Consider the following 13,239-nt stretch of genomic DNA (forward strand, 5'->3'; position numbering starts at 1 on the left):
CCCGCCGCTTTCCTTGCCCTCGTCAGCCGCCGTCCGGTCCGCCACTCCTGATCAGTGGCCGGCCGCCCCGCCCACGTTGAGCACCACGACACCCGCGACGATGAGACCGACGCCGATCACCTTGACCCAGCTCAACGGCTCCCCGAGAAAGATCGTCCCGATCGCCACGATGGCCGCGGTGCCCAGCCCCGACCACACCGCGTAAGCCACGCCGACCTGCACACCCTTGATCGCCTGCGACAAAAGCACGAACGACGCCGCGTACGCCCCCAGGCACACCACGGTGGGCCACAGCCGGCTGAACCCGTCGGTCGCCTTCAACATGCTGGTCGCGAACACCTCGGCCGCGATCGCCCCAACCAGCCAAACGTAAGCCATCCCCCACCGTCCCGTCGCCGCCCTGACCAGCCGGCAGTCACAGCTCACCACCCCACAAGGCGCCCGGGCCCCTCGTGCCGACCAAGTCAGCCACCATCCTCGACGCCGCCCTCCCCACCCACCAACCCGACCGGCTTCGGCTCGACCAAGCCGACTCATCCCCAGCCCCGTCCAACTCGCCGAAACCTACCGCCTACGTGGCTCCAAGTCCCCCGTACCAAGTCGCCGAGTTCACGGTCGCCAAGTTTGCCGCGCCTCTCCCGAAGCAGCCCCAACGACAACGGCGCCCCGACAATCAGTCGGGGCGCCGAAGAGCCAAACGCGAACAACTCACTCAAACAGGCCGAGCACCGGCCCAGACGCAACGGGTCAGTCACACCAGATCAGCCAAGACGGCCAGCCGTAGCGAGCCCGCCAGGCCGAGCCGGGCCGAGCCGGGCGGCCGGGCCGAGCCGGGCGGCCGGGCCGAGCCGAGCCGAGCCGGGCGGCCGGGCCGAGCCGAGCCGGGCGGCCGGGCCGAGCCGGGCGGAGCCGAGCCGGGCGGCCGGGCCGAGCCGGGCGGCCGGGCCGAGCCGGGCGGCCGGGCCGAGCCGGGCGGAGCCGAGCCGAGCGGGCCGAGCCGAGCGGGCCGAGCGGGCCGAGCTGTGACGGCCAGTCGGGGCAGGCTGGTCGCGTGGGGTTCAGCTGAGGCGGGCCAGGATCAGCTCGCGCACCGTCTTGGCGTCCGCCTGGCCGCGCGTGGTCTTCATGACCGCGCCGACCAGGGCGCCCGCCGCGGCGACCTTGCCGTCGCGGATCTTGGCGGCGACGTCCGGGTTGGCCGCGATGGCCTCGTCGACGGCCGCCTGGAGCGCGCCCGTGTCGGAGACGACCTCAAGCCCGCGGGCGCTCATCACCTGGGCGGGGTCGCCCTCGCCGGCGACGACGCCCTCGAGCACCTGCCGGGCCAGCTTGTCGTTGATCTTGCCCTCGTCGACCAGCGCCTGCAGCTGGGCGACCTGAGCCGGGCTGGCGCCGACCGCGGCCAGCTCGACGCCGGTCTCGTTCGCGCGGCGGGCGAGCTCGCCCATCCACCACTTGCGGGCCCCGGCCGGGCTGGCGCCCGCGGCGATGGTCTCCTCGATCAGCTCGACGGCGCCGGCGTTGGCCACCGACTGCATGTCGACCTCGCTGATGCCCCACTCCTCGCGCAGGCGGGCGCGCTTGACGCTCGGCTTCTCGGGGAGGGCGGCCTTGAGCTCGGCGACCCAGGCCGGGTCGGGCGCGATCGGCACCAGGTCGGGCTCGGGGAAGTAGCGGTAGTCGGTCGCCGTCTCCTTGGAGCGCCCCGGGCGGGTGTCGCCCGTGTCCTCCTGGAAGTGGCGGGTCTCCTGCAGGATCGAGCCGCCGGCGTCGAGGATGCCCGACTGGCGGATGATCTCCGAGCGGACCGCGCGCTCGACCGAGCGCAGGGAGTTGACGTTCTTCGCCTCGGTGCGGGTGCCCCACTCCTCGCCCGGCTTGTTGAGCGAGGTGTTGACGTCGCAGCGCAGCGAGCCCTGCTCCATGCGCACGTCGGAGACGTCGAGGGAGCGGATGATGTCCCGCAGCTCAGTGACGTAGGCCCGGGCGACCTCGGGGGCGCGCGCGCCGAGCCCAGTCACCGGCTTGGTGACGATCTCCACCAGCGGAATGCCGGCCCGGTTGTAGTCGACCAACGACTCGGTCGCCCCGTGGATGCGGCCGGTGGCCCCGCCCACGTGCAGCGACTTGCCGGTGTCCTCCTCGAGGTGCACGCGCTCGATCTCGATGCGGAACGTCTCGCCGTCCACGTCCACGTCGACGTAGCCGTCCACGCACAGCGGCTCGTCGTACTGCGAGGTCTGGAAGTTCTTCGGCATGTCCGGGTAGAAGTAGTTTTTCCGGGCCATCCGGCACCACTCGGCGATGTCGCAGTTGAGCGCGAGGCCGATGCGGATCGTCGCCTCGATGCCGGCCCGGTTGGCGACCGGCAGGGCACCGGGCAGGCCCAGGCACACCGGGCAGGTCTGGGTGTTGGGCTCCGCGCCGAACTCGGTCGGGCACCCGCAGAACATCTTGGTGTTCGTGCCGAGCTCGACGTGCGTCTCCAGGCCGATCACCGGCTCGTAGCGGGCGACGGCGTCGTCGTAGGTGGGCAGCACGGTCGTACTCATGCGTGGACTCCTGGTGACTGCGAGATCCGACGGAACAAGCTTAGGGAGCGGGTCCGACAGGAATCCGCTCGATTTCGGACCTCCCGGGTGTGGCGTGCGCCGCACCCGGGCGATCAGCGGCTGAGAGCCGGCCTCCCGGGTGCGAAATACGCCGCATCCGAGCGGTCAGCGGCTGGGAGCCGACCCGCCGGGCGAGACTTGCGCCGCACCCGGAAGGTCAGCGGCTCAGAGCTCCGGAGGGGTGAACGTGCCGACCGCCGACTCCAGCGCCGCGGCGACCCGGTACATCCGGTCGTCGGCCATCGTCGGGGCCATGACCTGCAGGCCGACCGGCAGACCCTCGGACAGCCCGCAGGGCACCGAGATCGCCGGACCGCCGTAGAGGTTGGTCGGGATCGTGTAGAGGTCGGCCAGATACATCTGATAGGGATCCGAGGTGCGCGACCCGAACGGGAACGCCACGAACGGCGTGGTCGGCGAGATCAGCACGTCGACCTGCTCGAACGCCTTGGTGAAGTCCCGCGTGATCAGCGTGCGCACCTTCTGCGCCTGGCCGTAGTAAGCGTCGTAGTAGCCGCTGGACAGCGCATAGGTGCCCAGGATGATCCGGCGCTTGACCTCGGGGCCGAAGCCGGCCTCGCGGGTCAGCGACATGACCTCCTCGAGCGAGCGGTTGCCGTCGTCCCCGACCCGCAGGCCGTAGCGGACGCTGTCGAAGCGCGCCAGGTTGGACGACGCCTCGCTCGGGGCGATCAGGTAGTAGGCCGGCAGCGCGTACTCGAAGTGGGGGCAGGAGATCTCGACGACCTCGGCCCCCAGCTTGACCAGCGCCTCGACCGACTCGCGGAAGGCGGCCGTGACACCGGCCTCGGCGCCCTCGCCGCTGAACTCCTTGACCAGGCCGAGCTTGACCCCGGTCAAATCGCCGGTCGCGCCGCGTCGGGCGGCCGCCACGACGTCCGGCACCGGCTGCGGGATCGAGGTCGAGTCGCGCGGGTCATGCCCGGCGATGGCCGCGTGGAGCAGTGCGGCGTCCTCGACCGTACGGGCACACGGGCCGGGCGTGTCCAGCGACGACGAGAAGGCGATCAGCCCGTAGCGCGAGGTGCCACCGTAGGTTGGCTTGGCACCGACCGTGCCCGTGACGGCGCCGGGCTGACGGATCGAACCGCCGGTGTCCGTGCCGATGGCGAGCGGGGCCTCGTAGGCGGCCAGCGACGCCGCGCTGCCACCGCCGGAGCCGCCGGGGATGCGCCCGAGGTCCCACGGGTTGTTGGTCGGGCCGTAGGCCGAGTATTCGGTCGACGAGCCCATCGCGAACTCGTCCATGTTGGTCTTGCCCAGCGAGACCGTGCCGGCGGCGCGCAGCCGCTCGACGATGGTCGCGTCGTAGGGCGGCTTCCAGCCCTCGAGGATCTTGGAGGCGGCGGTGGTCGGGACGCCGCGGGTGGCGATCACGTCCTTGACCGCGACCGGCACGCCGGCCAGCGGCCCGAGCTCCTCGCCCCGGCTGCGCTTCGCGTCGACCTCGGCGGCGGCGGCGAGCGCGCCCTCCCGGTCGACGTGCAGGAAGGCGTGCACGCGCTCGTCGACGGCGGCGATCCGGTCGAGGTGCGCGGTGGCGACCTCGACGGCGGAGGCCTCGCCGGAAGCGATCAGTCCGGCGATCTGCACCGCCGTCATCTTGGTGACGTCACTCACGGCGGTCACTCCTCCTCGTCGAGGATGCGGGGCACCCGGAAGCGGCCCTCGGCGGCGTCGGGGGCGCCGGCCAGCACGTCCTCCTGCTTGAGGGACGGCTGCACGACGTCGTCGCGGTAGACATTCGTCAGCGGCACGGAGTGCGAGGTGGGCGGGATGTCGTCGGCGGCCACATCACCGATCCGGGCGACCGACTGCAGGATGACGTCGAGCTGGCCGGCGAACCTGTCCAGCTCCTCGTCGGTCACGGCGAGCCGCGACAGGCGCGCGAGATGCGCGACCTCTTCGCGGGAGATGGCGGCCATCGTGCCCCCTGGGTGCTCGGTGATGCGGACCCGGAAATTCTATTCAGCCCGGCGAGCGGTTTGTCGCGCGGCTCCCCTGGTCTGTGGATAACCCCGGCCTGTGGATAACTCCGGGATCGGTCCGGCGGCTCTGTGAGACTCAGGTGGCCGCCAGCGCTCCGGTTCCCGGCCGGGTCGCAGGGGGCGATACCGGGCCAGCCAGTCGTCGAAGTCCGCCGCGGGCATCGGCCGCGCATGAAACCAGCCTTGCGCGGCGTGACACCCGTCGGCGGCGAGCAGCCGCCATGTCCTTTCGTCCTCGACCCCCTCGGCCACGACGCGCAGTCCGAGCGACGCGGCCAGATCTATCACGGACCGCACGATCGCGGCGTCCCCGCGATCCACGGCCATGCCCAGCACGAAGGAACGATCGATCTTCACCTCGGAGATCGGCAGCCGCCGCAGATGCTGCAGAGAGGAGTAACCGGTGCCGAAATCGTCGAGCGAGATGGCCACCCCGAGCCGGTCCAGCCGCGTGATCGTGTCCAGCACCCGATGCGGATCCGCCATGAGGGCGCTCTCAGTGATCTCCAGTTGGAGCAGGTCGGCCGGGACGGCGTACCTCTGGAGCAGGTCGTGAATCTCCCCCGCGATGCCGGGCGTGTGCAGGTCTCGCACGCTGACGTTGACCGAGGCCCGCAGCGGCCGGCCCGCCGCACGCCAGTCGGCGAGCTGCGCGATGACCTCACGCAGCACCCGCGCGGTGAGCAGGCGCATCACCGGGGTCTGCTCGGCGACCCGCAGCAGCGCCTCCGGCCCGACCATGCCCCGCTCCGGGTGCCGCCAGCGCAGCAGCGCCTCGACGCCGGCCACCTCGCCGGTCGCGACGGCGATCTGCGGCTGATAGAAGAGCATGATGCCGGTGTCGTCCCCGCGCAGGGCCTCGCGCAGGTCGGCGAGGAGCGCGAGATCCGGCGCGGGGTGGTCGGCGTCACGCGTCCAGACGGCCATCGGCGCGCCGCGGCGCTTCGCGTCGTACATCGCGGCTTCGGCCTGCCGGAGCAAGGTCTCGCCGTCTCCCCCGCGTCCCGGCCCGAGCGCGATGCCGATCGTCGCGCTGACCCCGACCGGCAGCCCGTTCAGCGCGAAGGGCGTCCCCAGCACGTCGGCCAGGTGCGCCGCGATCCGGCGGGCGGTCGCGGGCCCGTCCACCCGGGTCGCCAGCACGGCGAACTCGTCACCGCCGAGCCTGACGACAAGATCATGCGCCGGTACGGACTCGGCGAGCCGCCGTCCGGCCTCGACGAGCAGCCTGTCGCCGACGGCGTGGCCGAGCGCGTCGTTCACAGTGCGGAAGCGGTCGAGGTCGAGCAGCAGCAGGGCCATCTGCCAGCGGGGGTCCATCAGGCCCGCGGTCGCCTGCAGCGCTCGCCTGTTCGGCAGGCCGGTCAGCTCGTCGGTGCGTGCCGCCCGCTCGAACTCCCCGGCCGAGCGGACCATCCGGTGCACCGCGTGCAGTGCCAGCAGGACCAGCGGGACCACCGCGATCCCGACCCGCGCGGCGGCGAGCACGACGGGACCGAGCAACAGCAGCGCCGCGCTGGCGAAAAGCTCCAGACCCCACCGTTGCGGGCGGCGCGGGCGACGCTCCTCGCCGGCGAGACCTGCGGCGAGGACATCGACCATCCACCGTACGGTCAGCCAGACGCCCGCCGCGGCGACAGTGAGCAGCGCATCTGTCCAGCCCGGCCCGGCGACGCCCCGCCAGCCCGCCAGTGCGGCCAGCCAAGCCGTGGCGCCGAGCGCGCACGCCTGCTGGAAGGCGAGATAGAGCGCCCGGCGCGCCGAGTGCCGCATCCGCACGCCGGCCACAGCCAGCGCGGCCAGCTGGACGGCGATGGCCGGCACGTAACCCCAGGCGAGCACGATGCCGAAGGTGAAGCAGATCGAGGGCAGGACCACCGAGCTGACCCGCCGGTTGGCGAGCACGTAGGGCCGGGTGTCCACGGCGAGTGCCAGCGCGGCCATGACCCAGAAGGCGGGCGGCAGCGCGGCGAAGGTTCGGGGGAAGACCGCCCAGAGCGCGCCGTCGGCGATCACCGCACACCCGACGGCGACCACCGTGCCGCGGCGGGCGGCCCGGACACGCCGATCGTCCAGCATGGACCTGCGCAAGTGTGCGGCGCCCATGCGACCTCCACGATGGCGGCGACCGACCGATCACCCCACGATAGATCGAGATGCACAAAACGCCGCGAATCCGACTCGTCGTTATCAAAATGCCATATGCGTCCCCGCTGGACATCAAACAAAGATCACCCGTTGGGGTCGGCCGCCTCACCCGCGCGACAGCCCCGCGCTTCCCGGGCAGGCGTGGATCGTGGCCACGTACGCGGGCGCCGGATCAGCATCGCGTCAGCCCGCCTTCGCCGGCGGCTGGGCCCGGCCGGGCACGGCGCTCCGCGACGTTCCGCTGACCGGGGTGAGCAGTGATGCCCACCCCGGCCCGCTCGTCACTCGCCCTGCGGCTCAGGCGTCTCGGCTGCCTCGGGTTCCTTCTTGGCGGCCTTCTCCTTCTTCGCGGGCTTCTCCGGCTCGGGCGCGATCTCCGCCACCGCGCGGGCGGCATCGGGGCCGTCGGCCAGCAGGACCGCGAAGCCCTCCTCGTCCAGGACCGGCACCCGCAGCTGGAGCGCCTTGTCGTACTTGCTGCCGGGATTGTCGCCGACCACCACGAAGCCGGTCTTCTTCGAGACCGAGCCGCTCACCTTGCCGCCGCGGGAGGCCACAGCCTCGGTCGCGGCGTCGCGGGAGTGCGAGGCGAGGGTGCCGGTGACGACGACGGTCAGACCCTCGAGCGGGCGGGGGCCGTCGTCGGTGCGCTCGTCGACCATCTGCACACCGGCCTCACGCCACTTGCGGACGATGTCGCGGTGCCAGTCGACCGCGAACCACTCGCGCAGGCTGTCGGCGATCGTCGGGCCCACTCCCTCGACCTCGGAGAGCTGCTCGGCGGTCTCGGCGGCCACCGCCTCCTCGATGGCCTCCATGGCGCCGAACTGGCGGGCCAGCGCCTGGGCGGCCGTCGGGCCCACGTGCCGGATCGAGAGGGCGACGAGCACTCGCCAGAGCGGGCGGGCCTTGACCTCGGCGAGGTTCTCGAGGAGCTTGGTCGCGTTGCTGCCGAGGCTGCCGTCCTTGTTGACGAAGAAGGGCGAGCGGGCGAGATCGTCGGCGGTGATCCCGAAAAGGTCGCCCTCGTCGGTGATGACGCCGGAGTCGAGCAGCGCCTGGGCTGCCTTGTAGCCGAGCACCTCGATGTCGAAGGCGCCGCGGCCGGCCAGGTGGAAGACCCGCTCCCGCAGCTGCGCCGGGCACGAGCGGGTGTTGGGGCACCGGATGTCGATGTCGCTCTCCTTGGCGGGAGCGAGTTTGGTGCCGCAGGCGGGGCAGACGGTCGGCATGACGAACTGGCGGGCGTCGCCGGGGCGCAGGTCGATCACCGGGCCGAGCACCTCGGGAATCACGTCGCCGGCCTTGCGGAGCACGACCGTGTCGCCGATCCAGACGCCCTTGCGCTCGACCTCGCGGGCGTTGTGCAGCGTGGCCAGCGCGACGGTCGACCCGGCCACACGCACCGGCTCCAGCACCGCGAAGGGCGTCACGCGCCCCGTCCGGCCGACGTTGACGTCGATGTCCAGGAGCTTGGTGGTGACTTCCTCGGGCGGATATTTGTAGGCGATGGCCCATCGGGGCGCGCGGCTGGTCGAGCCCAGGCGGCCCTGGATGGCCACCGAGTCGACCTTGACGACCACGCCGTCGATCTCGTGCTCGACGTCGTGCCGGTGCTCGGCGTAGTAGTCGATGTATTCGCGGACGCCGCTCATGTCCTGGACGCGCCGCCACCGCTCGCTGGTGGGCAGCCCCCACGCCTTCAACGCGTCGTAGGCGTGGGACTGCGAGTCGGGCGTGAACCCCTGACGCGCGCCGATGCCGTGCACGACCATCCGCAGGCCACGAGTGGCGGTGATGCGCGGGTCCTTCTGCCGGAGACTGCCCGCGGCGGCGTTGCGCGGGTTGGCGAAGGGTGCCTTGCCCTGCTCGACCAGCGAGGCGTTCAGATCGGCGAAGGCGGACACCGGGAAGTAGATCTCGCCGCGCACCTCGAGCAGATCGGGCGGGTTGTCGCCGGCGAGCCGCTCGGGGATCTCGCGGATGGTGCGCACGTTGGGCGTGACGTCCTCACCGGTGCGCCCGTCGCCCCGCGTCGCGCCGCGGACCAGGCGACCCTTTTCGTACGTGAGGTTGATGGCCAGCCCGTCGACCTTGAGCTCGCAGATGTATTCCACCGCGCCGCCGGCGTCCCGCTCGGTGCGCTCGGCCCAAGTGGCCAGCTCGGCGGCGTCGAAGACATTGTCCAGCGACATCATGCGCTCGGCGTGCTCGACCGCCGTGAACAGCGTGGAGAAGGTGCCGCCCACGTTCTGCGTCGGCGAGTCGGGCGTGCGCAGGGCCGGGAACTGCTGCTCCAGCGCCTCCAGCTCACGCAGGAGCTTGTCGAAGTCGGCGTCCGGGATCGTCGGCGAGTCCAGCACGTAGTAGCGATATTGGTGACCACGCACCTCGTCGCTCAACTCGGCATGCCGCCCCGCCGCCTCGGGTGTGGGCTCGGCGCCGGCCGCGGCGACCTGAGCGGCGCTCGGCTGCCCCACGGCGAGCTCCTCGCCCGCGGGCGTCTCGGCATCAACGGACTGCTTCTCGGGCACCGGGACCTCCGTGTTTCGTCTTCGACAGGCACGTTAGTCGTCCCCTACGACAAAACCGCCGACCCGCCCGGCGATCACGCCCGCGCCGGGGGAAATGTCGTGCGCGGGGTCGCGTACGGTATGGCAAATGGCGCAATGGCTGGCAGCGGGCCTCACGGTCCTGGTCGCGGCGGGTGCTGCGGTGATGTGGCGCCGGCGACGAGCCGCCGGGCAGCCCATGCGGGGCGACATCTGGTGGGCGGACGTGCCCTTCGCCCGGGGCCGCGGCGCGAAACTGCGGCCCTGCCTGGTACTGCTCAACGACCGCAACGGCGTCGTCGTACTCAAGATCACCAGCCAGGACAAGAGCCACCGCCGGGACCACGTCCGCATCCCGACGCGCCACTGGGACCGGCACGCCGACCACGACTCGTACCTCAATCTCGGCGAGCCGATCCTGGTCCAGCACACCGCTTTCCACCGGCGGGCGGGGACGGCTGCTTGGACCGTACGCCGTCAGGTGCGCACGCGACGCAACCTCACCGAATCACGGCTCCGCGAGCTGGCGAGCCGTCACCGCACCAGGCAGAACGGCTGACCCGCCCGGGCTCGCCGGGGGCAGCAACGCACGTCAAGCCGTCACCACACGAGGCAGAACAGCTGACACGCGCGGACTCGCCGGGGGCAGCGACGCCGGGCGAGCCGTCACCACACGAGGCAGAACGGGTGGCCGACGGGATCCGCGTACACCCGGAAGGTCTTACCGCCGCCGTCCAGCCGCTTGCCGCCCGCCGCGAGCACCCGCTCCTCGGCCTGCTCGACGTCGGCGACCCGGACGTCCAGGTGGAACTGTTGCGGCCGGTCGTGATCGGGCCACCGCGGCGGCAGCAGGTCGGGCGCCTTCTGGAAGGACAGGCTCGGCGCGTCCGAGTCGGTCCGGATGGTGACCCAGCCGTCCTCGTCGTGGACGACGTGCATGCCGAGCAGCTCGCCGTAGAAGCCGGCCAGCGCCCGCGGATCGGGGCAGTCGATGACGACGGTGTCAAGACGACCAATCATGACTGCATGATGCCCGCCGGGGCGCCCCGGAACGGACCATTCGCCGGACTTCCCCCGCAAGCATCACCCGCGCACGCCCGCCGCCACGAAGCAGCAACACCCGCCATCACGAACCAGCGAACGCCCGCCGCCCCGAAACAGCGAACGTCCGGTGACCGGCGCCATGTCTCCGAGGACGCAAACGCGCGGCGGACCTTGTGCTTCCGGAGCGCGGAGCACGCGGCGGCCACTCCTTGGAGCAACACGTCGGTCAAGCCACGAGGAACCGTCCGACGCGCGCGGGCCGGTCGCGGCGCGCGGCCGGCCACGGCGGCGGGTCAGACCTTTGGACAGGCGGCGGCGGGCGGCGGGTCAGACTCCAGACCAGCGGCGGCTGGCGGGGCAGACTTCGGACCAGCGGCGGGCGGCGGGGCAGAGTTCGGACCAGCGGCGGCTGGCGGATCAGACTTCGGACAGGCGGCGGCCGGCGTCGCGGCAGGCTTTCAGGACGGCTCGTACGTAGGCCGGGGACGCACCGGCGAGCCCGCACGCCGGAGTGATCACGACCTGCTCGGGGAGCTGGGCCGCGGGGAAGCTGAGCTTGGTCCACAGTGTGCGGACACGCTCGGCGACCTGGGCCGACGTCGGCGGGCGGCCGGACGACGGCGGGCGGGTGCCTACGGCGCCGGCGAAGAGGCCGAGGCCGGCGTCGAGGGCCTCGCCCAGCGGGTCGAGCTCCTTGAGCAGGGTGAGGTCGAGGGCGACGGCGGTGGCTCCGGCGTCGCGGATGACCTGCATCGGTACGTCCGGAGCGCAGCTGTGCACGATCACGGGCACCCCGGCGGCCTCCACGACGCTCCGCAGGGCGCTCGCCGCGTCGGGGGCGTCGACCGGCCGGTAGGCGCCTAGTCCGCTCTCGGTGGGCACCCGGCCCGCCAGCACCGCGGGCAGCGACGGCTCGTCGAGCTGCAGGAGCACCGTGGCGCGCGGGAGCCGCTTGCGCACGTCCTCCACGTGCCGGCGCAGGCCCTCGGCCAGGGAGCCGGTGAGGTCACGGACAGCGCCGGGGTCGCGGAGCATGCGGCCGCCGATGGGGAGGTCGAGGCAGGCCGCCAGCGTCCACGGGCCGACCGACTGGATCTTGATCGAGCCGGCGAAGCCCTCGCCCTGCTCGGTCAGCTGGTCCAGGTCGCGTTCGAGCAGGTCGGCCGTGCGGCGCAGGTCTTTGCCGGGGCGGGGCGCCACCTGCCAGCGGCCGGCATAGAGCTGGACCGGCAGCTCGACCAGGAAACCGGCGCTGCGGCCGATCATGTCGGCGCCGGGGCCCCGGGCGGGCAGCTCGGCCAGGTGCGGCAGCTCGGGCAGCTCGCCGAGGATCAGCCGCTGGGCCTCCTCGACGTCGGTGCCCGGCAGCGAGCCGACGCCCGTCGCGGCACCGGACGGCCACGGGAAGCGCCCCGCGGCCGGATCGCCGAGGACCAGCTCCTCCGGCTCGGCGCCCGGCAGAAGGCTCATCGCACCGGCCCAGCGACACCCGGCGCGCTCGCGACTGCGGCACCCGCGGAAGAAGTCGCGGTACCCGCAGAGGAGGTCGCCGCACCCGCGGAGGAGGTCGCGGCATCCGCGGAGGAACCGGCCGCCGGCAGAGAACCGACAGCCGACGCAGAAGCGCCCGACGGAGAGACGCCCGAGGGAGAGGCGGCGCCCGGCGAAGTGGCGGCTTCCGGGAAGGACGCGGCGCCGGCGGTGATGGTGGCGGAGCCGAGGACGATGTCGCCGGCCGGGTCGGGGCGGTAGGCGACGATGGCCTGGCCCGCGGCGACGCCCCGGGCGGGACTGCGGAGGTGGGCGGTGAGCTCGCCGTCGGTCAGGGCGACGACGGCCTGGACCACTTCGCCGTGGGCGCGCAGCTGGACGTCGCACTCCGCCGGGGTGTCGGCGCCGTGCCAGATCGGGCGGGTGGCGGTCACCGTGTCGACGGCCAGATCTTCGCGGGGGCCGACCGTGACGGTGTTGGTCTTGGGGGTGATCGAGAGCACGTAGCGCGGGCGGCCGTCGGGGGCGGGGACGCGGAGGTCGAGGCCCTTGCGCTGACCGATGGTGTACGCATAGGCGCCCGAGTGCTGCCCGAGGACCGCCCCGGTGCGACCGTCCACGATGTCGCCCGGGCTCTCGCCGAGCCGGTCGGCCAGGAAGCCGCGGGTGTCACCGTCGGCGATGAAGCAGATGTCGTGGGAGTCGGGCTTGTCGGCGACGGCGAGCCCGCGGGCGGCGGCCTCCGCGCGGACCTGCTCCTTCGTCGAGTCGCCGAGCGGGAACATGGCGCGGTCGAGCTGGGCGCGGGTGAGCACGGCCAGCACGTAGGACTGGTCCTTGGCCAGGTCGACGCTGCGGCGCAGCAGGCCGTCGGCGCCGAGGCGGGCGTGGTGGCCGGTGACGACGGCGTCGAAGCCGAGGGCGATCGCGCGGTCGAGGACGGCGGAGAACTTGATCTTCTCGTTGCACCGCAGGCAGGGGTTGGGGGTGCGGCCGGCGGCATACTCGGCGACGAAGTCGTCGACGACGCTCTCGTGGAACTGCTCGGCCATGTCCCACACATAGAACGGGATGCCGATGACGTCGGCCGCGCGCCGGGCGTCACGGGAGTCTTCGAGCGTGCAGCACCCGCGCGCCCCGGTCCGGAAGGTCTGTGGATTCCGCGACAGCGCCAGGTGCACGCCGGTCACGTCATGGCCGGCCTCCCGGGCGCGCGCGGCGGCAACGGCGGAGTCGACACCGCCCGACATAGCTGCTAGCACTCGCACGCGGCAAGCCTAGCCGCCGGCCCCCGCGAACCCACACCGGCAGCATGGTGCCGTAAGCCACGAAAACCGGCACGCGAGCCCGGCAGCCGGCAACGGGAGCCGCCGGGAAAGACAA

At 72.5% G+C, this 13,239-nt stretch carries 9 protein-coding genes and 1 pseudogene; 1 reads left to right on the forward strand and 9 read right to left on the reverse strand.

Going from position 1 to position 13,239, the window contains the following annotated elements:
- Window positions 1–51: 51 nt before the first annotated feature.
- From RAN62_RS03670 to ligA, 6 genes are all read right to left on the reverse strand, one after another.
- Window positions 52–378, reverse strand: a complete 327-nt coding sequence (locus RAN62_RS03670) for a DMT family transporter (RefSeq protein WP_305782975.1) — start codon at window positions 376–378, stop codon at window positions 52–54.
- A gap of 680 nt (window positions 379–1,058) precedes the next feature.
- On the reverse strand, window positions 1,059–2,552 hold the full coding sequence (gatB, locus tag RAN62_RS03675) for an Asp-tRNA(Asn)/Glu-tRNA(Gln) amidotransferase subunit GatB (protein WP_305782976.1): 1,494 nt from the start codon (window positions 2,550–2,552) through the stop codon (window positions 1,059–1,061).
- Window positions 2,553–2,777: 225 nt separating this feature from the next.
- Window positions 2,778–4,235, reverse strand: a complete 1,458-nt coding sequence (gatA, locus tag RAN62_RS03680) for an Asp-tRNA(Asn)/Glu-tRNA(Gln) amidotransferase subunit GatA (protein ID WP_372338819.1) — start codon at window positions 4,233–4,235, stop codon at window positions 2,778–2,780.
- Window positions 4,236–4,258: 23 nt separating this feature from the next.
- The gene (gene gatC, locus RAN62_RS03685) at window positions 4,259–4,558 is read right to left on the reverse strand and encodes an Asp-tRNA(Asn)/Glu-tRNA(Gln) amidotransferase subunit GatC (RefSeq protein ID WP_305782978.1); all 300 of its coding nucleotides are present in this window, start codon (window positions 4,556–4,558) and stop codon (window positions 4,259–4,261) included.
- 39 nt (window positions 4,559–4,597) lie between these two features.
- Entirely contained in the window at window positions 4,598–6,700 is a 2,103-nt protein-coding gene (locus tag RAN62_RS03690) for a putative bifunctional diguanylate cyclase/phosphodiesterase (RefSeq protein WP_305782979.1), read from the reverse strand.
- Window positions 6,701–7,050: 350 nt separating this feature from the next.
- On the reverse strand, window positions 7,051–9,303 hold the full coding sequence (gene ligA, locus RAN62_RS03695) for an NAD-dependent DNA ligase LigA (protein ID WP_438874455.1): 2,253 nt from the start codon (window positions 9,301–9,303) through the stop codon (window positions 7,051–7,053).
- Window positions 9,304–9,430: 127 nt separating this feature from the next.
- Between ligA and RAN62_RS03700 the strand changes: the two genes are divergently transcribed.
- A complete protein-coding gene (locus RAN62_RS03700; RefSeq protein ID WP_305782980.1) occupies window positions 9,431–9,880 on the forward strand; it encodes a type II toxin-antitoxin system PemK/MazF family toxin in 450 nt (149 codons plus the stop codon).
- 107 nt (window positions 9,881–9,987) lie between these two features.
- On the opposite strand, the gene RAN62_RS03705 is transcribed toward RAN62_RS03700, so the two are convergent.
- The 3 genes and pseudogenes from RAN62_RS03705 to mnmA form a co-directional block, all read right to left on the reverse strand.
- Window positions 9,988–10,341 (reverse strand): VOC family protein, encoded by a 354-nt coding sequence (locus RAN62_RS03705; RefSeq protein WP_305782981.1) that lies wholly within the window; start codon window positions 10,339–10,341, stop codon window positions 9,988–9,990.
- 441 nt (window positions 10,342–10,782) lie between these two features.
- Entirely contained in the window at window positions 10,783–11,835 is a 1,053-nt protein-coding gene (locus RAN62_RS03710) for a methionine synthase (protein WP_305782982.1), read from the reverse strand.
- 227 nt (window positions 11,836–12,062) lie between these two features.
- Window positions 12,063–13,124, reverse strand: a pseudogene (mnmA, locus tag RAN62_RS03715) (tRNA 2-thiouridine(34) synthase MnmA); the annotation flags it as partial.
- Between the last annotated feature and the right edge of the window lie 115 nt (window positions 13,125–13,239).

This window comes from Symbioplanes lichenis (assembly GCF_030709675.1).
Lineage (GTDB): Bacteria > Actinomycetota > Actinomycetes > Mycobacteriales > Micromonosporaceae > Actinoplanes > Actinoplanes lichenis.

Coding starts and splice junctions, on each gene's coding strand:
- RAN62_RS03670 (WP_305782975.1), bottom strand. CDS start 378: ATGGCTTACGTTTGGCTGGTTGGGGCGATCGCGGCCGAGGTGTTCGCG.
- gatB (WP_305782976.1), bottom strand. CDS start 2,552: ATGAGTACGACCGTGCTGCCCACCTACGACGACGCCGTCGCCCGCTAC.
- gatA (WP_372338819.1), bottom strand. CDS start 4,235: ATGACGGCGGTGCAGATCGCCGGACTGATCGCTTCCGGCGAGGCCTCC.
- gatC (WP_305782978.1), bottom strand. CDS start 4,558: ATGGCCGCCATCTCCCGCGAAGAGGTCGCGCATCTCGCGCGCCTGTCG.
- RAN62_RS03690 (WP_305782979.1), bottom strand. CDS start 6,700: ATGCTGGACGATCGGCGTGTCCGGGCCGCCCGCCGCGGCACGGTGGTC.
- RAN62_RS03700 (WP_305782980.1), top strand. CDS start 9,431: ATGGCGCAATGGCTGGCAGCGGGCCTCACGGTCCTGGTCGCGGCGGGT.
- RAN62_RS03705 (WP_305782981.1), bottom strand. CDS start 10,341: ATGATTGGTCGTCTTGACACCGTCGTCATCGACTGCCCCGATCCGCGG.
- RAN62_RS03710 (WP_305782982.1), bottom strand. CDS start 11,835: ATGAGCCTTCTGCCGGGCGCCGAGCCGGAGGAGCTGGTCCTCGGCGAT.